The 20,691-nt window shown below is 45.4% G+C and carries 21 protein-coding genes and 1 pseudogene; 7 read left to right on the top strand and 15 right to left on the bottom strand.

The window, feature by feature from the left end:
* Window positions 1–203 precede the first annotated feature (203 nt).
* The 5 genes from P6910_RS10965 to P6910_RS10950 all read right to left on the bottom strand — a co-directional run bounded on the left by P6910_RS10965 (window position 204) and on the right by P6910_RS10950 (window position 2,576).
* Window positions 204–464 carry a helix-turn-helix transcriptional regulator gene (locus P6910_RS10965; RefSeq protein ID WP_317146293.1) on the bottom strand — a complete coding sequence of 87 codons (261 nt, stop codon included), beginning with the start codon at window positions 462–464 and terminating at the stop codon, window positions 204–206.
* Window position 465: 1 nt separating this feature from the next.
* Window positions 466–747 carry a type II toxin-antitoxin system mRNA interferase toxin, RelE/StbE family gene (locus tag P6910_RS26795; protein ID WP_410493900.1) on the bottom strand — a complete coding sequence of 94 codons (282 nt, stop codon included), beginning with the start codon at window positions 745–747 and terminating at the stop codon, window positions 466–468.
* Window positions 748–886: 139 nt separating this feature from the next.
* Window positions 887–1,213 carry a hypothetical protein gene (locus tag P6910_RS10960; RefSeq protein ID WP_317146292.1) on the bottom strand — a complete coding sequence of 109 codons (327 nt, stop codon included), beginning with the start codon at window positions 1,211–1,213 and terminating at the stop codon, window positions 887–889.
* 114 nt (window positions 1,214–1,327) lie between these two features.
* The gene (locus P6910_RS10955) at window positions 1,328–2,038 is read right to left on the bottom strand and encodes a hypothetical protein (protein WP_317146291.1); all 711 of its coding nucleotides are present in this window, start codon (window positions 2,036–2,038) and stop codon (window positions 1,328–1,330) included.
* Between the two features lie 412 nt (window positions 2,039–2,450).
* Window positions 2,451–2,576 carry a hypothetical protein gene (locus tag P6910_RS10950; RefSeq protein ID WP_317142120.1) on the bottom strand — a complete coding sequence of 42 codons (126 nt, stop codon included), beginning with the start codon at window positions 2,574–2,576 and terminating at the stop codon, window positions 2,451–2,453.
* A 346-nt stretch (window positions 2,577–2,922) separates the two neighbouring features.
* Here P6910_RS10950 and ltrA point away from each other — a divergent pair.
* Window positions 2,923–4,125 (top strand): annotated as a pseudogene (gene ltrA / locus P6910_RS10945) (group II intron reverse transcriptase/maturase); the annotation flags it as partial.
* 90 nt (window positions 4,126–4,215) lie between these two features.
* Here ltrA and P6910_RS10940 read toward each other — a convergent pair.
* Window positions 4,216–5,046 (bottom strand): nucleotide-binding protein, encoded by an 831-nt coding sequence (locus tag P6910_RS10940; protein WP_317146290.1) that lies wholly within the window; start codon window positions 5,044–5,046, stop codon window positions 4,216–4,218.
* Between the two features lie 284 nt (window positions 5,047–5,330).
* Between P6910_RS10940 and P6910_RS10935 the strand changes: the two genes are divergently transcribed.
* The 4 genes from P6910_RS10935 (at window position 5,331) to P6910_RS10920 (ending at window position 9,924) form a co-directional block, all read left to right on the top strand.
* Window positions 5,331–6,233, top strand: coding sequence for a site-specific integrase (locus P6910_RS10935; RefSeq protein WP_317146279.1), 903 nt, complete (start codon window positions 5,331–5,333; stop codon window positions 6,231–6,233).
* A complete protein-coding gene (locus P6910_RS10930; RefSeq protein WP_317146289.1) occupies window positions 6,230–7,282 on the top strand; it encodes an IS91 family transposase in 1,053 nt (350 codons plus the stop codon). Before P6910_RS10935 ends, P6910_RS10930 begins: the two co-directional genes overlap by 4 nt.
* Before the next feature lie 690 nt (window positions 7,283–7,972).
* Window positions 7,973–8,875 carry a site-specific integrase gene (locus tag P6910_RS10925; RefSeq protein WP_317146288.1) on the top strand — a complete coding sequence of 301 codons (903 nt, stop codon included), beginning with the start codon at window positions 7,973–7,975 and terminating at the stop codon, window positions 8,873–8,875.
* Window positions 8,872–9,924 (top strand): IS91 family transposase, encoded by a 1,053-nt coding sequence (locus tag P6910_RS10920; protein WP_317146287.1) that lies wholly within the window; start codon window positions 8,872–8,874, stop codon window positions 9,922–9,924. The genes P6910_RS10925 and P6910_RS10920 overlap by 4 nt, the downstream gene beginning before the upstream one ends.
* A gap of 277 nt (window positions 9,925–10,201) precedes the next feature.
* Here the strand turns inward: P6910_RS10920 and P6910_RS10915 are convergent, their stop codons facing one another.
* The 7 genes from P6910_RS10915 to P6910_RS10885 form a co-directional block, all read right to left on the bottom strand.
* Complete coding sequence (locus P6910_RS10915) at window positions 10,202–10,459, bottom strand: DUF2442 domain-containing protein (protein WP_317146286.1); 258 nt, start codon at window positions 10,457–10,459, stop codon at window positions 10,202–10,204.
* Between the two features lie 8 nt (window positions 10,460–10,467).
* Complete coding sequence (locus P6910_RS10910) at window positions 10,468–10,737, bottom strand: DUF4160 domain-containing protein (protein ID WP_317146285.1); 270 nt, start codon at window positions 10,735–10,737, stop codon at window positions 10,468–10,470.
* Window positions 10,738–10,887: 150 nt separating this feature from the next.
* Entirely contained in the window at window positions 10,888–11,292 is a 405-nt protein-coding gene (locus P6910_RS10905) for an ACT domain-containing protein (protein WP_317146284.1), read from the bottom strand.
* A 941-nt stretch (window positions 11,293–12,233) separates the two neighbouring features.
* Window positions 12,234–12,872, bottom strand: coding sequence for an FMN-binding negative transcriptional regulator (locus P6910_RS10900; protein ID WP_317146283.1), 639 nt, complete (start codon window positions 12,870–12,872; stop codon window positions 12,234–12,236).
* A 513-nt stretch (window positions 12,873–13,385) separates the two neighbouring features.
* Window positions 13,386–14,177 (bottom strand): restriction endonuclease, encoded by a 792-nt coding sequence (locus P6910_RS10895; RefSeq protein WP_317146282.1) that lies wholly within the window; start codon window positions 14,175–14,177, stop codon window positions 13,386–13,388.
* Between the two features lie 506 nt (window positions 14,178–14,683).
* The gene (locus P6910_RS10890; protein ID WP_317146281.1) at window positions 14,684–15,208 is read right to left on the bottom strand and encodes a GNAT family protein; all 525 of its coding nucleotides are present in this window, start codon (window positions 15,206–15,208) and stop codon (window positions 14,684–14,686) included.
* A gap of 930 nt (window positions 15,209–16,138) precedes the next feature.
* Entirely contained in the window at window positions 16,139–16,843 is a 705-nt protein-coding gene (locus tag P6910_RS10885) for an aspartate/glutamate racemase family protein (RefSeq protein WP_317146280.1), read from the bottom strand.
* 217 nt (window positions 16,844–17,060) lie between these two features.
* Between P6910_RS10885 and P6910_RS10880 the strand changes: the two genes are divergently transcribed.
* Together P6910_RS10880 and P6910_RS10875 are read left to right on the top strand one after the other, a co-directional pair.
* Complete coding sequence (locus tag P6910_RS10880) at window positions 17,061–17,963, top strand: site-specific integrase (RefSeq protein WP_317146279.1); 903 nt, start codon at window positions 17,061–17,063, stop codon at window positions 17,961–17,963.
* The gene (locus P6910_RS10875; RefSeq protein WP_317146278.1) at window positions 17,960–18,904 is read left to right on the top strand and encodes an IS91 family transposase; all 945 of its coding nucleotides are present in this window, start codon (window positions 17,960–17,962) and stop codon (window positions 18,902–18,904) included. Before P6910_RS10880 ends, P6910_RS10875 begins: the two co-directional genes overlap by 4 nt.
* 432 nt (window positions 18,905–19,336) lie before the next feature.
* On the opposite strand, the gene P6910_RS10870 is transcribed toward P6910_RS10875, so the two are convergent.
* Both P6910_RS10870 and P6910_RS10865 read right to left on the bottom strand, forming a co-directional pair.
* Window positions 19,337–19,837: a GNAT family N-acetyltransferase gene (locus P6910_RS10870; RefSeq protein ID WP_317146277.1), complete on the bottom strand. Its 501-nt coding sequence runs from the start codon at window positions 19,835–19,837 to the stop codon at window positions 19,337–19,339.
* A 156-nt stretch (window positions 19,838–19,993) separates the two neighbouring features.
* Window positions 19,994–20,668 carry a hypothetical protein gene (locus tag P6910_RS10865; RefSeq protein ID WP_317146276.1) on the bottom strand — a complete coding sequence of 225 codons (675 nt, stop codon included), beginning with the start codon at window positions 20,666–20,668 and terminating at the stop codon, window positions 19,994–19,996.
* Window positions 20,669–20,691 lie beyond the last annotated feature (23 nt).

The raw sequence follows: 20,691 nt of genomic DNA, 5'->3' as shown, positions 1-20,691 counted from the left end.
CCAGACAGATCCGACATATCCAAGACTATCGTAATGCAGTGCTCTGGAGACATTCATCCTGAATAAATAGCGTTCTCCAAAAACGTTTTGATTCAAGGTCCGCCAGAAAAATAAACTTCAATGGACCTTACTTACCAGAATTCAACCCGGGCTTGTGCAACAACAGGATAAGACTGCGGCTGGGCGCAATCTATCCTTATTCGTTAAGCCGCTGATTCTTGATTAATATCCCAACCAGGAAAGACTAGAACGGCTGGATGACATTTTAAGGCACGAGCTAAGATCTTGGCCCTTTCAACTCCAAGATTGACTCGATTATTTTCGATTGCAGAAAGTGTAGACTGCGGTATCCCAGTTATTTCCGCAAGTTCATTCTGACTGAGCTCTTGAAGCTCTCGTACAATCCGAACCGAATCGCCCACAGACACCTCTATATGACGTTTAGCTTTCCTATATTCGCTCATTTCATTTTCTCCTGTAGTCGTGTGGAGTTACTTTTACGACCTGCACAAGAACATTGTCTTTCTCAACTTTGTAAATCACTCTATATTGCATATTTAGGCGTGATGATCGAAAGCCCTTCCAATCACCACGTAGGGCCTCATCATTAAATCCACGAATTTGCTTTAGGCCTCCAGGGCCTGAGATCATTACGATATCCTTCCATTTTTCATACCTTTGCAAGACATCCTTCGGAATTTTTCGAAGCTGACCAGCCAATTTCTTATGTTCGTATATTTTCCACATACCAAATATAGTATATATATCATTTATAGTATGTCAATGATAGGTAATGCGGCTTAACCTGACGCTTGCAGTAAGGGCGCGAACAAAGTGAGCGTCCCTTTGACTGAACTTGTTAAGTTGCGTTCTGGTTGGCTGCCCCCTACTCTATAGACTTTTCTTTCTCTAACTTTAACTTAGTTATTTCAGCATTTGCTTTTTGCTCTTCTGCCCTAGCCGCTTGTTCGATGTCAATATACTTTTGCAGCTTTTGGTACCATAAACAAAATCCAGCAAGAGCAACAAAAAAACCTATAACAGCACCCCACATTGTTATTGAATAAATGAAATTAATTTCTTCTTCATATGCTGCCAGATTATCTTTATAAGCAAAGATCCTTGAAACAAAAAAATAGATTGAAGTGATAAAAATTGTAACACCGGATAATGCAGTCCATTTATAAAGGCTATCTGTAGGTATAACTTTCATTTTTATATTCCTATTTTTTTGTATGTAGCCACTTAACGCCTGTGTGTGGGACGCCGCCGAAGGCGGCGTCCCAGCCGGCTTTGTTGGTGAAACGACGCACTTGTTCTGCCCATGTCAGGTTAGTAGGAAATTAACAAATGAATAAGCTTCCTTCACTAATGCAACGATTGCTGATGTGATACCCAGCCACAAGCCAATTTTTTCTATCTCTGTTTTGGGGAGGCTGATGCGATCATCTATGACTTGGATAGGCTTCTTCGGTCTAAATAACCGATACACGTCATTGATGGCAGGAATTGCGCCAGTAATAATCAGACTTATTGCAACATAGGACAAATCTATGTTTTCACTAATAGGGTATATGAGTAAAGCAACACCAGAAATAAGAAATATATTTTGAAGCCTTATTAAGCCAGATGTTAACTTATATCGCCAAGCTCCTTTAAAAAGACCTGAAGCTTTCAGATTTCTCTCCATCGCTTCAAAAATAGCATCCAACCAACCAGTTTCAATATCGGACACACTCAAATAGACGTGCTCTTTTCTGAATTCAACATGAATTTGACAGCTTTCTTTTTCATTTTTATGAAAAGTTACTTCGAAAGATATTTCATCAATTTTCTCAAAAGAGAAAGGCTCATAAACAGAACAACATTCATCCCCCTCCACCTTTCTAACTTTACCATCAGCAATAGCTTTGGCTGTAATAGTTCTATTCGAAGTACCAAGGCTAGTTAGGAGAATGGTGGATTCTTCAACTAAGCGCTGAAAAAGCTCAATGGTAATTGTTTTTGGAGGAGAAATTCTCCAGCGTTGTCTCCGCATAATACTCCTTAGAAGATTTTTTACTCAAAGGGCATAACCGCAAAGCTGACGGGCAGCGTAGCTGTCCCCGTCAAGTGAGTTGTGTACGCCCGACATGGGCATGAACTTATGGGGTGAAAGTCCCCTATGGGTAAACCAGCATCGGATCTTGCGCCCAATAAGCCAACCGATGATAACCATTAGCCGACGGCAAGTGCAATTCCGCGAGGAATTGTGCGGAGGAAGCCTGAGCGCAAAAGTGCGAGCCGACGGACAGAAACTGTATACAAGGCCGAGTCTTGTGGGCGAGTGAGCACAAGATCACAAAGCCCTCTGGTTTGAGAGATACGGTAAATGCAGCGGTCGCCTGCATGGATGCAGGTGAGGAGCGTGAGCAGGACGCGGAAGCTTTGTGTACTGACAGTTCATGCTCTTATTCGGGGAGGTCTGCCCAACCGGCGACCGTGAATAATATCCAGTTTGACCACTGGTTCAACAGGTCTGGCATTCTGGCTTCATCAACCGGAATGAGCGAACTCGATGAAACACGGTAGCGCATTCAGGAGTAATCCTGTCTGTGTTTGGGTAGAAGTCAGCAGACGTCATACGACTGCATGGATGCAGGAGCTAGAGTAACGCAGGAGCAGTTACCGCGTAGCTGTTCGACAGAAGTCATTAACTGACCGGCAGTCGTCAGCGAAGGACTGAACACCGAAGACAAAGAGAAGACTGATTCCCTCGGAGCAGTGCAGCCGAACGGCGAAACACTGTATCTGGCGACAGAATCTTTAACCAGCTTTGAACCACAATCTACTAAGTTATGCACTGGAACCTACCAACTTACTGAAGGCATGCGACTGCAAGAATGCAGGAGGTAGGGCGAAGCAGGAGCCAGAGCCGAGAAACAGGTCAGAAGCAACAAGGGTGCTCCCGGCATTGATGGAGTCACCATTGAGGCCTACCCTGACTTTGCTAAACAGCATTGGCCTTCAGTGCGCCAAGCCTTACTGGATGGAACCTATAAACCGTCTCCGGTGCTTCGGGCCGTCATTGAGAAACCCGATGGAGGAGAAAGGTTGCTTGGAATTCCTACCGTTCAGGATAGGGTCATACAACAGGCCATAGTGCAGGTGTTAACCCCTATCTTTGATCCCGGATTTTCAAACAGCAGCTTTGGTTACAGACCGGGAAGATCTGCACAAGATGCCGTGCAACAGGTTAAACGCTATATCAAACAGGGGCTGCATCAGGCAGTTGACGTTGATCTGAGTCAATTCTTTGATACCGTCAGCCATGATGTCCTTATGTCGAGAGTCTCTCGTAAGATTAACGACAAGTGCCTATTAAAACTGATAGGCCGCTACCTTCGTGCTGGCGTCATGATTAATGGGCAATGCTACCCGACTCGGGTAGGTATGCCACAAGGCGGCCCTCTTTCGCCGCTACTGTCAAATGTACTTCTCGACGATCTGGACAAGGAACTGGAATACCGGGGTCATTGCTTCGCACGTTACTGTGATGATTTTGTGATACTCGTTGGCAGTCAACGATCAGGGGAGCGAGTGATGGATAGCATTACCCGTTACCTTGAACGAAGGCTGAAATTAACGGTAAATCCGACCAAAAGCAAGGTGGTGAAAGCCACCAAAGCAGAGTTCCTGAGTTTCACCTTTACAGGTAAGAAAATCCGGTGGACAGAGAAGAGCCTGCGCTGTTTCAGGCGGCAAGTCCTTAAACTCACCAGCCGCAGCTGGGGTGTATCAATGGGCTACCGTTTGCGAAAGCTTACCGAATATATCAGGGGCTGGATGGGTTATTTCAGAATAACCGAATATTACCGTCCTATACCGCTACTGGATCAATGGATACGTCGGCGTATCCGCTGCTGTTTTATCAAGCAGTGGCGTAAACCGAAAACCCGCTATCGAAATTTGGTCAGGTTGGGCGTTGATCACATCAAAGCCGCCGGGATCGCAATCAGTAGCAAAGGGTATTACCGGTTAAGCAAAACCTTTGCAACACAGCAGGCACTCAACGACAGTTACCTCGCAAAACTTGGGCTTGTTTCGCTGAAAGACTTATGGATTAGGTTTCACTATCCTCGGTGAACCGCCCGGTGCGGACCCGCATGCCGGGTGGTGTGGGGAGAGCTGGAGAAAGACCAGCTCTTACCCGATTAGCAGTACAATTGCACATAGCTAAAAGTCGATATCATCAAAGCCGCTTGGCACCTCGGTCGGTGGCACAGTATCAAATAGATGTTCATTTTTTAGAAGAATGTCTATTCCATCATTAGTAATTTTGTAAGAATAATATTCTCCATCATACTGGTTATCAACCTCTATTGTTTTCTCTAATAGATTCATTCTTTCAAGTTTAATAGCAGTTATTTGCAACCTGTTTTGATCAAATTCAGTAACGTTACTGGAAAGCACATGGAAAGCTACACCTTCTGGGTGTTGCGTATGAGTGCTTAAAGCAGCAGCTAAAAATGCTAAATCTGGTGTTTTAAGATCGTAGTTTTGTGGATTTGCAATTATTTTTTTCGATGCTGAAATGCTAACTCTGCCTATAACTCCAAGTCGCTTAACTTCTTTCCTTACAAGAGTACACGCACGATTTGTTGAAGAAATCAGGTCATCATCTGATCTATCAGGATCATAATCAGCAGGTGAAACACCTAATAAGTCAGTTGGAAGATGAAGTTCAACTCCCCTCGGCTTTAGAATGAAGCATCTTTCTTTTCCGATAGCTCCGATAAATAATCCAAGCTCAAACAGGACGTTATCTCTTACTATGTTTATCTCTTTTTCTCTGATGGTGACGAGATCGTCTGGAGTAAAGATAAACAATGCAAAGTCTACGCTTGAGGTCTTTTTTACCAGATCATCAATAGTGCTGGATGATAAATTAAAAGTTCCATTTTTCCATATGGTAACTTCCATATCATGATCAAGATTCACATTGATTGCTTCAGCAACGGAGAGACTCTCAACCGATGACGCTATGAATAGTCTTGCCTTATCCATACATAATAAATCTCAGCTTCGTTTTGACATATTTTACCGTAAAAAATGTTTCTTAAGAACGTTTATTTCCAGATGTTTAGTGAGACTGTTGTTTTGTACTGCTAACGCCTGCGTGTGGGGCGCCGCCAAAAGCGGCGTCCCAGGCAGCTTGCTGCCGACACTACGCACTTGTTGAACCAAGCCGCTAACGCGGCAAAAAAATACCGTTCATCCCAGCCACCCCGGCATTGCCAATACTTCCTGATATCCGCACCACTCCGGCGCGGCTTATATAAGGAAGCAACATGGAACGTTCTGAGCAAATCCGGTTTGACAAACTGTATCAAAAACACATCACCACCCTGAAGCTTCAGGGCAAAAGAAAATCAACCATTGATCTATACAGCAGGCCGCTGCGGCGGCTGGCAACCTTCTTTGATCGTTGTCCTGACAGACTCAGCCCTGAGGATTTAAAAACCTATTTTGCCGCCCTGGTGGAAAGCCATTCCTGGAGCACGGTCAAAACCGATCGTAATGGCCTGCAGTTTTTCTGGAAACATGTTCTGGGCAAACACTGGGACTTTGTTGAAATCATCAAACCACCGACCGTCAAGCGACTGCCCGTTATCCTGACGCCTGCAGAGGTAGAACGACTGCTTAATACTGCACGGAAACTACGCTATTACACCATTCTGTTGACACTTTACAGCATGGGCTTAAGGCTGGCCGAAGGCCTGAACCTGACCATTGCCGACATTGATTCCGAACTCATGAGAGTCCATTTGCGCAACTGCAAAGGCGGCAAGGATCGCTATGTTGATCTTCCCAGTCGAACACTTAAGGCCCTGCGCCGCTATTGGGCCACTCACCGAAACCCAAAGTTTCTTTTTCCTGAAGGCCAGAGCGCACAGCAACGGCACCGGGCGACTCAGCCCATGAGCCGTTCCTGCACCCAGAAAGCCATGAGACAGCTGGTTGAAGAATGCAGGATTAATAAAAAGGTCAGCCCTCACAGTTTACGACACAGCTTTGCCATGCACCTTCTTGAACAGGGTTTAAGTCTCAGGGCTATTCAGACGCTGCTCGGGCACATGTGCCCAAAAACCACCGCTATCTATACCCAGTTAACAGAAACCGCCCAACTTAATACCAGGAAAGTGATGAATCATCTGATCAATGAACTCAAGCTGAAAGGAGATGATCAATGAAGCTTTCCGATATAGCAGCGCAATACGCTGATCGGTTTCTGGAAAAATACAGTCAATGTCTTTTACCTGGCCATATCAAAGCACTGCAAGCGATACAGCACTGTCGAACGTCGGCAGCCGGTATGACCTTGCTGGAATGCAACAGCTGCCGGACACGGGATCAAAAGCCCATGTCCTGCGGGCATCGCCACTGCAACCGCTGCCAGAACACCGATACCAGCGAGTGGCTGCAGCGGCAAAGACAAAAACTACTGCCCGTTGAATACTTTATGGTGACCTTCACCTTGCCAGCACAACTTCGAAACCTGGCGTGGCAACATCAACGACAGGTGTACGATTTACTGTTCAGAACGGCAGCTGACACCCTAAAAGAATTCGGCAGCAATTCCAAAAAACTGGATGCAGGCCTGGGAATGACCGGCGTCCTGCACACTCATAGCCGACGACTGGATTACCATCCCCATATACACTTTGTCGTGCCAGGTGGCGGCATCAATACCCGACGAAAAGAGTGGCGCAAACTCACAGGCAACTACCTGTTCAATGGCAAGAACCTGGCCATGGTCTTTCGAGCCAAACTCCTTCGCGCCCTGGACGAACAGGGACTACTATCGCCGAGCCTGAAAACAAGGCTGCCCAAAGAGTGGGTCGTCAATTGCAAACGGGTAGGCAAAGGATTACCAGCACTTGAATATCTATCCCGCTATCTGTACCGAGGCGTGATCAGTGACAACAATATCCTGGCCAGCAAACGAGGAAAGGTGACCTTTTCTTACCTCAACAGTGAAACCGGCAAAAAGGAGAAGCGAACCCTGCCAGGAGAAGACTTCCTGTGGCTGGTACTGAAACATGTATTACCCAGACGACTTCGACGATCGCGGGATTACGGATTTTTACACAGCAACGCAAAAAAACAATTATCACTGGTGCAACTGGTTTTAAACGTGATGGTGAAAGCAGTCGAACCTGTCATTCGCCCGAAATTCACATGCAGGCATTGCGGTGAGTCTATGAAACACATTGCGTTCAGTTTCCTGAAACCGACCTGAGTATTGCCACAGCAACAAACACCGCCATTCACAAGCAAGGAGGAAATGTAAGCTCAGCCAGACAGATCCGTCATATCCAAGACTACCGTAATGCAGTGGTCTGGAGACACTCATCCTGAATAAATAGCGTTCAGAAAAAACGTTTTGATTCAAGGTCCGCCAGAAAAGTAAACTTCAATAGATCTTTCTTACCAGAATTCAACCCGGGCTTGTGCAACAACAGGATAAGATTGCGGCTGGGCGCAATCTATCCTTATTCGTTAGATTCAGGCACAAAACAAGGGTACGACTGTGATAAAAAGGCACTACTTTATCAGCGCACAAGCTCCGGCAAATGATGGGTCAGGGGGTTATTCTTACAACTGGATAACGCTTACAAAAAAATCATGGTTTCCCAGATCAATAGAAGTATTTCAAGAAGCTAAGAAATTTCTGATTGATAGTTTTGAGAAGAACGGAATAGAAGCTTCAAACATTGATATACAAGCGTTCAATAGAATCTAACGCCTGCTTCAGCCGCGCGCCGAAGGCGCGTCGGGTGGAGGGGCGAAGCCCCGGAACGAACTGGAAGCATTTGTTGAACCAAGCCGCTAACGCGGCAAAAAAATACCGTTCATCCCAGCCACCCCGGCATTGCCAATACTTCCTGATATCCGCACCACTCCGGCGCGGCTTATATAAGGAAGCAACATGGAACGTTCTGAGCAAATCCGGTTTGACAAACTGTATCAAAAACACATCACCACCCTGAAGCTTCAGGGCAAAAGAAAATCAACCATTGATCTATACAGCAGGCCGCTGCGGCGGCTGGCAACCTTCTTTGATCGTTGTCCTGACAGACTCAGCCCTGAGGATTTAAAAACCTATTTTGCCGCCCTGGTGGAAAGCCATTCTTGGAGCACTGTCAAAACCGATCGTAATGGCCTGCAGTTTTTCTGGAAACATGTTCTGGGCAAACACTGGGACTTTGTTGAAATCATCAAACCACCGACCGTCAAGCGACTGCCCGTTATCCTGACGCCTGCAGAGGTAGAACGACTGCTCAATACTGCACGGAAACTGCGCTATTACACCATTCTGTTGACACTTTACAGCATGGGCTTAAGGCTGGCCGAAGGCCTGAACCTGACCATTGCCGACATTGATTCCGAACTCATGAGAGTCCATTTGCGCACCTGCAAAGGCGGCAAGGATCGCTATGTTGATCTTCCCAGTCGAACACTTAAGGCCCTGCGCCGCTATTGGGCCACTCACCGAAACCCAAGGTTTCTTTTTCCTGAAGGCCAGAGCGCACAGCAACGGCACCGGGCGACTCAGCCCATGAGCCGTTCCTGCACCCAGAAAGCCATGAGACAGCTGGTTGAAGAATGCAGGATTAATAAAAAGGTCAGCCCTCACAGTTTACGACACAGCTTTGCCACGCACCTTCTTGAACAGGGTTTAAGTCTCAGGGCTATTCAGACGCTGCTCGGGCACATGTGCCCAAAAACCACCGCTATCTATACCCAGTTAACAGAAACCGCCCAACTTAATACCAGGAAAGTGATGAATCATCTGATCAATGAACTCAAGCTGAAAGGAGATGATCAATGAAGCTTTCCGATATAGCAGCGCAATACGGTGATCGGTTTCTGGAAAAATACAGTCAATGTCTTTTACCTGGCCATATCAAAGCACTGCAAGCGATACAGCACTGTCGAACGTCGGCAGCCGGTATGACGTTGCTGGAATGCAACAGCTGCGGGACACGGGATCAAAAGCCCATGTCCTGCGGGCATCGCCACTGCAACCGCTGCCAGAACACCGATACCAGCGAGTGGCTGCAGCGGCAAAGACAAAAATTACTGCCCGTTGAATACTTTATGGTGACCTTCACCTTGCCAGCGCAACTTCGAAACCTGGCGTGGCAACATCAACGACAGGTGTACGATTTACTGTTCAGAACGGCAGCTGACACCCTAAAAGAATTCGGCAGCAATTCCAAAAAACTGGATGCAGGCCTGGGAATGACCGGCGTCCTGCACACTCATAGCCGACGACTGGATTACCATCCCCATATACACTTTGTCGTGCCAGGTGGCGGCATCAATACCCGACGAAAAGAGTGGCGCAAACTCACAGGCAACTACCTGTTCAATGGCAAGAACCTGGCCATGGTCTTTCGAGCCAAACTCCTTCGCGCCCTGGACGAACAGGGACTACTATCTCCGAGCCTGAAAACAAGGCTGCCCAAAGAGTGGATCGTCAATTGCAAACGGGTAGGCAAAGGATTACCAGCACTTGAATATCTATCCCGCTATCTGTACCGAGGCGTGATCAGTGACAACAATATCCTGGCCAGCAAACGAGGAAAGGTGACCTTTTCTTACCTCAACAGTGAAACCGGCAAAAAGGAGAAGCGGACCCTGCCAGGAGAAGACTTCCTGTGGCTGGTACTGAAACATGTATTACCCAGACGACTTCGACGATCGCGGGATTACGGATTTTTACACAGCAACGCAAAAAAACAATTATCACTGGTACAACTGGTTTTAAATGTGATGGTGAAAGCAGTCGAACCCGTCATTCGCCCGAAATTTACATGCAGGCGTTGCGGTGAGTCTATGAAAAACATTGCGTTCAGTTTCCTGAAACCGACCTGAGCTATTGCCACATCAACAAACACCGCCATTCACAAGTAAGGAGGAAATGTAAGCTCAGCCAGACAGATCCGTCATATCCAAGACTACCGTAATGCAGTGGTCTGGAGACACTCATCCTGAATAAATAGCGTTCAGAAAAAACGTTTTGATTCAAGGTCCGCCAGAAAAGTAAACTTCAATAGACCTTTCTTACCAGAATTCAACCCGGGCTTGTGCAACAACAGGATAAGATTGCGGCTGGGCGCAATCTATCCTTATTCGTTATGTGCGTGGTCGATTAATGCTTTTGAGAAGAAGACTGAATTGTTACGCCAAGAAGATACAGAGTGTCTTTGCTGAAGTCTTGCTCATTAGGCCATTCTATCGAACCAAATGAAACTCTTACCTGCTTAAAGTAATTAATATCCTTCAGTTCTACAAAAATACCTTTTTCCAAGTATGGGGAAACATCGAACTCTTTGAGTTCATCATTCTCGAACTCAATGTGAAGTTTGTAATTTTCCAAAGCTTGTACTGATTTCACCGCAGGATTCATATTTGCACCTATTTTAAAGGATCAATTTTGAATACTGAGTCACCATTTACTGCTAAATCCCAGTTAGCCATGAGACTTTCTTTATGAATTTCTATCCAAGCATCAACAAGTTTTTGCTTGCTCTTGGGGAGATTTCCTTCGAGTATTTTGCCCGTAGGAATCTCGATAATTGCCTCAAAATTCTGATAAAAAACATGAATATGAGGCATATTATGCTGCTGATTATCGAAGTAATACATTCGAACAATCAGACCATAAAACATTGATATAGTTGGCATTTCTTAATCCAGTATTCAATAGATCTGCCTATTATACCTTATTGGAACATTTTAATCAGGTGAAGGTTCACTCGAAGCACATAACGCCTGCGTGTGGGGCGCCGCCGTAGGCGGCGTCCCAGGCAGCTTGCTGCCGACACCACGCACTTGTTAGCCGTTATTCCCCGATATTTCGTGCAGAGCAGCCAATGCAGCTTGAGCTTTTTCTGATTGAACAAAAATGTGATCATGAAAATAAGCTGCAATTACATTTGCACTGATACCATTTGATGCAAGTTTGTTTGATATTGCTGCCGTTAATCCAACAGCCTCCAAGCTTGAATGCACACTTAAAGTAATTTGCTTGTAGGTATTTTTAAAATTAATGCCAGCACTTTCAGCAGAGCTTTTGGATAAAACCAATGTTATGCCCTCTGATTCAATGAAAGTAGCAAGTGGGTTTAAGTTGATATATTCGGACAGTTGACCTGGTACATTGCAAAATACAAACTCATCCTCAACTAACACTGGGTTCATACTTTCCAGAAGTTTTTCAAGATCTACTATTCCTGACATTACGATACATCTCGATGTTATTATGACGGCTAACGCTGGCAGCAAGGGTGGTGAACGCAGTGAGCCATCCCTTTGCCTGTATTTGTTAGCCCGGCAGCCCTGCCGCCTGGGACAATGTTGATTGGTGCAGAGAAGTTTCAGTAAAACCTGCACCTGCTGCACCGATTGAAGTACATGAAAGTTACCGCCTGAAAACTTGCAGGCAACGCCAATGCTGATACAACTTTTAACTGGTTTAGTGCGCCGGACCAAATACTCATAAACACCGTGAACCCACGCTGACATGCCCATCAAGACACCGCAGATTTTTCATCGACTGACACAGAATCTACAGACATGCAGTACTGAGAATTACTCAGAACTGGAATTGACCAGACTGGTTGCTGGCGTAGATTTTGGTTCGTGACTCATCCATTGGAAAAATAGAAAAAACTTTCATACTGCTGCCGGCTAACGCTGACAGCAAGGGTGGCGAACACAGTGAGCCATCCCTTTGCCTGTATTTGTTAGCCCGGCAGCCCTGCCGCCTGGGACAATGTTGATTATTGCAGAGGAGCTTCAGTAAAACCTGCACCTGCTACACCGATTGAAGTGCATAAAAGTTACCGCTGGAAAACTTGCAGGCAACGCCAATGCTGATACAACTTTTAACTGGTTTAGTGCGCCGGACCAAATACTCATAAACACCGTGAACCCACGCTGACATGCCCAACAAGACACCGCAGATTTTTCATCGACTGACAGAGAATCTACAGACATGCATTACTGAGAATTACTCAGAACTGGAATTGACCAGACTGGTTGCTGGCGTAAATTTTGGTTCGTGACTCATCCATTGGAAAAATAGAAAAAACTTTCATACTGCTGCCGGCTAACGCCTGGGTGTGGGGCGCCGCAGTAAGCGGCGTCCCAGGCAGCTTGCTGCCGACACCACGCACTTGTTAGCTGCGTGCTGATTGTTGCATTTGCTTGGACACAGAAATATCTGAATTGTTTTCTGAGGCCGCTAAACCGTTTACGACACCTGAATAGTCTGATGCTGTTTTATTTTGACTTAACTTGAAGTTACCAACTATATCATCAATAACGACCTCCAAACCAACAACAGCATTTATCAGTTTTTTAGTGAACTCAAACGGAGCATCTGAAACTGACCAAGGAAGGGTTTGGTTTAGTTCATAAAAGTCAGAAATATTGTTGAGCAGCTGCAGAATCCAGTCACTTTCATGCCTGAAAAAAATTCGACCTCTAACGTGTACGACAGAGTAATTCCATGTTGGAACGACTTTACCCGTTTCTTTCTTTGATGGATAAAAATTCGGGCTGATATAAGCGTTTGGTCCATGAAAGATAAGCAGAACCTCCTGACCGTCTGAGACCTTTTTCCATAAAGGGTTTACTTTTGCAATATGGCTTTGAAGTATTACCTGTGCATTCTTTTGTTTCTGAAGATAAAACGGAATATGGTCAGCATCCAAAGTATTTTCAGCTGAAACTATTAGAGTGCCAAGCGGATACTCTTGAATAAACTCATGCAATTTATCCAGGTTTTCTTCTTTAAATTTTGATGGAATGTGCATATTTACTCTTAGCAGCTAACGCTGACAGCAAGGGTGGCGAACACAGTGAGCCATCCCTTTGCCTGTATTTGTTAGCCCGGCAGCCCTGCCGCCTGGGACAATGTTGATTATTGCAGAGGAGTTTCAGTAAAACCTGCACTTGCTGCACCGATTGAAGTGCATAAAAGTTACCGCTGGAAAACTTGCAGGCAACGCCAATGCTGATACAACTTTTAACTGGTTTAGTGTGCCGGACCAAATACTCATAAACACCGTGAACCCACGCTGACATGCCCAGCAAGACACCGCAGATTTTTCATCGACTGACACAGAATCTACAGACATGCATTACTGAGAATTACTCAGAACTGGAATTGACCAGACTGGTTGCTGGCGTAGATTTTGGTTCGTGACTCATCCATTGGAAAAATAGAAAAAACTTTCATACTGCTGCCGGCTAACGCCTGCTTCAGCGGCGTGCCGAAGGCGCGTCCGGTGGAGGGGCGAAGCCCCGGAACGAACTGGTAGCATTTGTTAAACGGAATCTGTCACAGGCTCTGGAACCTCACCACAATAATACTCCTTTGCGAGTAGTTTACGATCCGTAACGAAACCTGCAAAGCCTGAATTACTTGTGTCCCCAGGAGGCCTGAACATAATCATGGGTTCAACACTTTGACGTTTTAAAAGGTCAAGCATAAGAATGAAGGCTCGTAAAGCATGTCTTGGTAGCCCTCTTATTCCCCACGATTTAGTGTCAAGATTACTTTCTTGGAAGTACATCAATGCATGATATTTGGAAAAGAAAAGTGGTATGAACTTTCTGCCATCTTGAGTATGACCAAAATATGAACCTGTTACTTTATCATTTCTCAGCTCCATAATTGTCCAGAATGGTTCTGCTTTATAGCTTTCATCAGGCAAAGCAACGGATGACAACCGCATTCCTAGCAAGTGGGGCATAGTTGGTAAATCATTTATGGTTTTTAGATTTATGTCGTAGTGCTCTGCAATTTTTTTCGCACCAGACTGATATCCATTAGCAGAAACCATTTCACCTGAGATATTACCAATATCTTGAAGTTTTAAGGCAAATTCTTGAACCCTACCTTTGTCAACAGCAGATGAGTAATCTTTGCATTCAATTGCAACATGATGAATTCTATTGCCAAATACAAACTCATAATAAACATCAATTTGATGTACCGCTCCAGACTTACCAACTAATTTTTTATCTTTTTCTACATTTAATCCTTCGTCCTTCATATTGAGAAGGAACTGATACGTATTTCTTACGTATTCTTCTAACTCTTTGCCATTACTCATATGTTGAAATTCCGTTTAACTCTGGCAGCAAGGGTGGCGAACACAGTGAGCCATCCCTTTGCCTGTATTTGTTAGCCCGGCAGCCCTGCCGCCTGGGACAATGTTGATTATTGCAGAGGAGCTTCAGTAAAACCTGCACCTGCTGTACCGATTGAAGTGCATGAAAGTTTCCACTTGAAAACTTGCAGGCAACGCCAATGCTGATACAACTTTTAACTGGTTTAGTGCGCCGGACCAAATACTCATAAACACCGTGAACACACGCTGACATGCCCAACAAGACACCGCAGATTTTTCATCGACTGACACAGAATCTACAGACATGCAGTACTGAGAATTACTCAGAACTGGAATTGACCAGACTGGTTGCTGGCGTAGATTTTCGTTCGTGATTCATCCACTGGAAAAATAGAAAAAACTTTCGTACTGCTGTCGACTAACGCCTGCGTGTGGGGCGCCGTCGCAAGCGGCGTCCCAGGCAGCTCGCTGCCGACACCACGCACTTGTTATAAGCCGGTTTTCCCGTACACAACGGTATTTGATAACTCACCAGATGGAAGGCGGCGTTCATTTATGAATATTGCTTCGAGTTGATAACCATTTCGCCCTGCAACAGCACGACTTTTTTTGTTACATTCAGCTGCTCGGATTTCTACTCGTTTTGCGCCAAGCTCTTGAAATGCATAGTGTTCAAGAACTTTTAAAGCCTCTGAGACAAAGCCTTTACCTGCTTTGGAATCTCTCAGCCAGTAACCAATTTCAAAAAATGGTACGGTCTTATCTCGTATTATCAACCCAATGGCACCAAGTAGGTCATCGGTAGATTTTTCAATGATAAAAAATCTCAACTCACCATTAAATGATTCATAGTTTTTAATTGCCTCTTTCATATTTTCTTCAGGATGAGATAAGGCACTTGGAACCCAAGGCAAATATACACTGAAATTATTCTCACTTTCTTTGATAGCATCATGAACTTTTGATACTAACTCCATTGAAGGAGGAGATAACTTGATTCTCTCGGTTTCCACAAATGTTCCTTTAGGCTTATAACGCTGGCAGCAAGGGTGGTGAACGCAGTGAGCCATCCCTTTGCCTGTATTTGTTAGCCCGGCAGCCCTGCCGCCTGGGACAATGTTGATTGGTGCAGAGAAGTTTCAGTAAAACCTGCACCTGCTGCACCGATTGAAGTACATGAAAGTTACCGCCTGAAAACTTGCAGGCAACGCCAATGCTGATACAACTTTTAACTGGTTTAGTGCGCCGGACCAAATACTCATAAACACCGTGAACCCACGCTGACATGCCCATCAAGACACCGCAGATTTTTCATCGACTGACACAGAATCTACAGACATGCATTACTGAGAACTAATCAGAACTGGAATTGACCAGACTGGTTGCTGGCGTAGATTTTGGTTCGTGATTCATCTATTGGAAAAATAGAAAAAACTTTCATACCGCTGCCGGCTAACGCTGACAGCAAGGGTGGCGAACACAGTGAGCCATCCCTTTGCCTGTATTTGTTAGCCCGGCAGCCCTGCCGCCTGGGACAATGTTGATTATTGCAGAGGAGCTCCAGTAAAACCTGCACCTGCTACACCGATTGAAGTGCATGAAAGTTACCGCTGGAAAACTTGCAGGCAACGCCAATGCTGATACAACTTTTAACTGGTTTAGTGCGCCAGACCAAATACTCATAAACACCGTAAACCCACGCTGACATGCCCAACAAGACACCGCAGATTTTTCATCGACTGACACAGAATCTACAGACATGCATTACTGAGAATTACTCAGAACTGGAATTGACCAGACTGGTTGCTGGCGTAGATTTTGGTTCGTGACTCATCCATTGGAAAAATAGAAAAAACTTTCATACTGCTGCCGGCTAACGCCTGCGTGTGGGGCGGCGCTGCAGGCGGCGTCCCGGGCAGCTTGCTGCCGACACCACGCACTTGTTATGTGGAGCTTTGACTGATTGCCAACTTCACAGCTTGTGCTGCATGAATTTGTGTTGTGTCGTATAGCGGGATACTTGTATGCTGCTGCTCAACAAGCAATGCGATTTCTGTACAACCTAGAATTACCGCATCAGCACCTTTCGAATATAAGTTGCTGATGATTTCCAGATACTTTTCTCTCGATTCATCATTTATTTCACCAAGGCACAGCTCATTGTAAATTACTTGATGAATAGTGTCTTGATCCTGATCGTTTGGAACAATAACCTCTATACCATATTTTTCTGAAACCCGATTTTTGTAAAATCCTTGCTCCATTGTGAACTTTGTACCAAGCAAACCAACCCGCTTTATTCCATCAGTAACAAGTTTTTCTGCGGTTGCGTCTGCAATATGAACAAGTGGTATTGAAATAGAAGATTGAACTTCCTCTGAGACCTTGTGCATTGTATTTGTACAGATGAGAATAAAATCAGCCCCACCCGCTTCAACTGATTGCGCGGCTTGAGAAAGAATTTTTCCTGTCTCTTCCCAACAACCGGAATGTTGCAGCTTTTCTATTTCATCAAAGTCAACACTATAGAGGCAGATTTTGGCTGAATGTAAGCCACCAAGTACTTCTTTGACACCTTCATTTATTGCTTTGTAATAGCTTGCAGTAGATTCCCAACTCATTCCTCCAAGCAGACCAATAGTTTTCATATTTTCTCGTTTTACTCAATTGTTGATTTGTGCCACATAACGCCATGCTGTGGGGCGCCGCACAGCGGCGTCCCAGCCCCTTTAGGGGCGACACCAGCAACTTGTTGAACCAAGCCGCTAACGCGGCAAAAAAATACCGTTCATCCCAGCCACCCCGGCATTGCCAATACTTCCTGATATCCGCACCACTCCGGCGCGGCTTATATAAGGAAGCAACATGGAACGTTCTGAGCAAATCCGGTTTGACAAACTGTATCAAAAACACATCACCACCCTGAAGCTTCAGGGCAAAAGAAAATCAACCATTGATCTATACAGCAGGCCGCTGCGGCGGCTGGCAACCTTCTTTGATCGTTGTCCTGACAGACTCAGCCCTGAGGATTTAAAAACCTATTTTGCCGCCCTGGTGGAAAGCCATTCCTGGAGCACGGTCAAAACCGATCGTAATGGCCTGCAGTTTTTCTGGAAACATGTTCTGGGCAAACACTGGGACTTTGTTGAAATCATCAAACCACCGACCGTCAAGCGACTGCCCGTTATCCTGACGCCTGCAGAGGTAGAACGACTGCTTAATACTGCACGGAAACTACGCTATTACACCATTCTGTTGACACTTTACAGCATGGGCTTAAGGCTGGCCGAAGGCCTGAACCTGACCATTGCCGACATTGATTCCGAACTCATGAGAGTCCATTTGCGCAACTGCAAAGGCGGCAAGGATCGCTATGTTGATCTTCCCAGTCGAACACTTAAGGCCCTGCGCCGCTATTGGGCCACTCACCGAAACCCAAAGTTTCTTTTTCCTGAAGGCCAGAGCGCACAGCAACGGCACCGGGCGACTCAGCCCATGAGCCGTTCCTGCACCCAGAAAGCCATGAGACAGCTGGTTGAAGAATGCAGGATTAATAAAAAGGTCAGCCCTCACAGTTTACGACACAGCTTTGCCATGCACCTTCTTGAACAGGGTTTAAGTCTCAGGGCTATTCAGACGCTGCTCGGGCACATGTGCCCAAAAACCACCGCTATCTATACCCAGTTAACAGAAACCGCCCAACTTAATACCAGGAAAGTGATGAATCATCTGATCAATGAACTCAAGCTGAAAGGAGATGATCAATGAAGCTTTCCGATATAGCAGCGCAATACGCTGATCGGTTTCTGGAAAAATACAGTCAATGTCTTTTACCTGGCCATATCAAAGCACTGCAAGCGATACAGCACTGTCGAACGTCGGCAGCCGGTATGACCTTGCTGGAATGCAACAGCTGCCGGACACGGGATCAAAAGCCCATGTCCTGCGGGCATCGCCACTGCAACCGCTGCCAGAACACCGATACCAGCGAGTGGCTGCAGCGGCAAAGACAAAAACTACTGCCCGTTGAATACTTTATGGTGACCTTCACCTTGCCAGCGCAACTTCGAAACCTGGCGTGGCAACATCAACGACAGGTGTACGATTTACTGTTCAGAACGGCAGCTGACACCCTAAAAGAATTCGGCAGCAATTCCAAAAAACTGGATGCAGGCCTGGGAATGACCGGCGTCCTGCACACTCATAGCCGACGACTGGATTACCATCCCCATATACACTTTGTCGTGCCAGGTGGCGGCATCAATACCCGACGAAAAGAGTGGCGCAAACTCACAGGCAACTACCTGTTCAATGGCAAGAACCTGGCCATGGTCTTTCGAGCCAAACTCCTTCGCGCCCTGGACGAACAGGGACTACTATCGCCGAGCCTGAAAACAAGGCTGCCCAAAGAGTGGGTCGTCAATTGCAAACGGGTAGGCAAAGGATTACCAGCACTTGAATATCTATCCCGCTATCTGTACCGAGGCGTGATCAGTGACAACAATATCCTGGCCAGCAAACGAGGAAAGGTGACCTTTTCTTACCTCAACAGTGAAACCGGCAAAAAGGAGAAGCGAACCCTGCCAGGAGAAGACTTCCTGTGGCTGGTACTGAAACATGTATTACCCAGACGACTTCGACGATCGCGGGATTACGGATTTTTACACAGCAACGCAAAAAACAATTATCAATGGTGCAACTGGTTTTAAACGTGATGGTGAAAGCAGTCGAACCTGTCATTCGCCCGAAATTCACATGCAGGCATTGCGGTGAGTCTATGAAACACATTGCGTTCAGTTTCCTGAAACCGACCTGAGTATTGCCACAGCAACAAACACCGCCATTCACAAGCAAGGAGGAAATGTAAGCTCAGCCAGACAGATCCGTCATATCCAAGACTACCGTAATGCAGTGGTCTGGAGACACTCATCCTGAATAAATAGCGTTCAGAAAAAACGTTTTGATTCAAGGTCCGCCAGAAAAGTAAACTTCAATAGATCTTTCTTACCAGAATTCAACCCGGGCTTGTGCAACAACAGGATAAGATTGCGGCTGGGCGCAATCTATCCTTATTCGTTGTGCAACAACAGGATAAGATTGCGGCTGGGCGCAATCTATCCTTATTCGTTATGTGAAGCTTTCTATTGTGGGCTGTTGCTTAATAGCAAAATTTCTTCACCCTCCCAGTTGATGACACTTTCATACAAAAGACCAAGTTTATTCAATAGCTTTATTGAACGTTCATTTTCTTTGATTGTGATAGCAAGGATTGGATTAAGAGCTAGTTTGTTTTTGGCATATTTCATTACTCGCTCAGATGCTTCATAGGCATAGCCTTTACCCATAAACTCAGGTAAGAATCCAAACCCAATATCTGTACTTGGCAAATTATCCCTACGAACCAAACCGGACATGCCAATTACTTGATTCGACTCTTTTAAAACAACAGCATACAGACCATAGCCATTCTTTTTATAGCTACTAATAATCTTGCTAACTAGAAATGATCTTGCATCTTCTATGGAATTAATGTTTCTGTCACCAATGTTCTTGATATAAAGAGGTGAGTTCATTAACTCATACATAAATTCCACATCGCTTAATTCAAATTCTCGAAGAGTTAAACGCTCAGTCTCTAGCATTCTTTAATTATCCATTGTACTTGATGGTGTATTTTGCTTCACATAACGCCTTGCACAGAGGCGGTTAACGCGGAGCGGGTTTTGCCATAAAATTGCGAAGCAATGGCAAAACGCGTGGAGTGTTAACCGTCCTTTTGCTGCAACTTGTTAGGCAGCCTACTCATTTTTGTATTTAACTGTAATAGTGCCACCTAATTTATTTTTAGCAATCTCGTAGTCTGGATTAAATGTAGCTAAATTATGAGCTGCGATGCCTACAGCTGAAAATAGCCCTGCAATTTGGGTTACACCTGTTGGTATTGCCATACCGGCCATTGCAGCAGAACGGTTCTCTGTGTAAACCCTGCACTTTAACCCTTTTTTCTCGATAGCTCCCTCGATTTTATTTACTGAAAAAGAAATATCTTTTACAGCAACAATTTTAAAAGATTCTCTTTTTGATATAAGCTCAGAAAGTTTTTCTGTATCCAATTCATCTGAGGTATATTTTGAAATATCGCTCTTTGACATTCTTCTTTCCTTAAAGCATCCTTTCTTAGGGAAGCTGCCAGGCGGAATGCTTGGAGCGCCTAACGCTGGCAGCAAGGGTGGCGAACGCAGTGAGCCATCCCTTTGCCTGTATTTGTTAGCCCGGCAGCCCTGCTGCCTGGGACAATGTTGATTATTGCAGAGGAGCTTCAGTAAAACCTGCACCTGCTGCACCGATTGAAGTGCATAAAAGTTACCGCTGGAAAACTTGCAGGCAACGCCAATGCTGATAAAACTTTTAACTGGTTTAGTGCGCCGGACCAAATACTCATAAACACCGTGAAACCACGCTGACATGCCCATCAAGACACCGCAGATTTTTCATC

Source organism: Endozoicomonas sp. 8E (assembly GCF_032883915.1).
Taxonomy (GTDB): Bacteria; Pseudomonadota; Gammaproteobacteria; order Pseudomonadales; family Endozoicomonadaceae; genus Endozoicomonas_A.
The sequence above is the reverse complement of the archived record's forward strand: the minus strand, read 5'-3'. Positions and strand labels throughout refer to the sequence as shown.

Bases quoted from the DNA above. Each gene is read 5' to 3' on its own strand.
- P6910_RS10965 (WP_317146293.1), bottom strand. From the start codon at position 464: ATGAGCGAATATAGGAAAGCTAAACGTCATATAGAGGTGTCTGTGGGC.
- P6910_RS10885 (WP_317146280.1), bottom strand. From the start codon at position 16,843: ATGAAAACTATTGGTCTGCTTGGAGGAATGAGTTGGGAATCTACTGCA.
- P6910_RS10880 (WP_317146279.1), top strand. From the start codon at position 17,061: ATGGAACGTTCTGAGCAAATCCGGTTTGACAAACTGTATCAAAAACAC.
- P6910_RS10910 (WP_317146285.1), bottom strand. From the start codon at position 10,737: ATGCCAACTATATCAATGTTTTATGGTCTGATTGTTCGAATGTATTAC.
- P6910_RS10960 (WP_317146292.1), bottom strand. From the start codon at position 1,213: ATGAAAGTTATACCTACAGATAGCCTTTATAAATGGACTGCATTATCC.
- P6910_RS10930 (WP_317146289.1), top strand. From the start codon at position 6,230: ATGAAGCTTTCCGATATAGCAGCGCAATACGCTGATCGGTTTCTGGAA.
- P6910_RS10950 (WP_317142120.1), bottom strand. From the start codon at position 2,576: ATGCGCTACCGTGTTTCATCGAGTTCGCTCATTCCGGTTGATGAAGCC.
- P6910_RS10935 (WP_317146279.1), top strand. From the start codon at position 5,331: ATGGAACGTTCTGAGCAAATCCGGTTTGACAAACTGTATCAAAAACAC.
- P6910_RS10955 (WP_317146291.1), bottom strand. From the start codon at position 2,038: ATGCGGAGACAACGCTGGAGAATTTCTCCTCCAAAAACAATTACCATT.
- P6910_RS10920 (WP_317146287.1), top strand. From the start codon at position 8,872: ATGAAGCTTTCCGATATAGCAGCGCAATACGGTGATCGGTTTCTGGAA.
- P6910_RS10940 (WP_317146290.1), bottom strand. From the start codon at position 5,046: ATGGATAAGGCAAGACTATTCATAGCGTCATCGGTTGAGAGTCTCTCC.
- P6910_RS10905 (WP_317146284.1), bottom strand. From the start codon at position 11,292: ATGTCAGGAATAGTAGATCTTGAAAAACTTCTGGAAAGTATGAACCCA.
- P6910_RS10925 (WP_317146288.1), top strand. From the start codon at position 7,973: ATGGAACGTTCTGAGCAAATCCGGTTTGACAAACTGTATCAAAAACAC.
- P6910_RS10865 (WP_317146276.1), bottom strand. From the start codon at position 20,668: ATGGGCATGTCAGCGTGGTTTCACGGTGTTTATGAGTATTTGGTCCGG.
- P6910_RS26795 (WP_410493900.1), bottom strand. From the start codon at position 747: ATGTGGAAAATATACGAACATAAGAAATTGGCTGGTCAGCTTCGAAAA.
- P6910_RS10900 (WP_317146283.1), bottom strand. From the start codon at position 12,872: ATGCACATTCCATCAAAATTTAAAGAAGAAAACCTGGATAAATTGCAT.
- P6910_RS10875 (WP_317146278.1), top strand. From the start codon at position 17,960: ATGAAGCTTTCCGATATAGCAGCGCAATACGCTGATCGGTTTCTGGAA.
- P6910_RS10895 (WP_317146282.1), bottom strand. From the start codon at position 14,177: ATGAGTAATGGCAAAGAGTTAGAAGAATACGTAAGAAATACGTATCAG.
- P6910_RS10870 (WP_317146277.1), bottom strand. From the start codon at position 19,837: ATGCTAGAGACTGAGCGTTTAACTCTTCGAGAATTTGAATTAAGCGAT.
- P6910_RS10915 (WP_317146286.1), bottom strand. From the start codon at position 10,459: ATGAATCCTGCGGTGAAATCAGTACAAGCTTTGGAAAATTACAAACTT.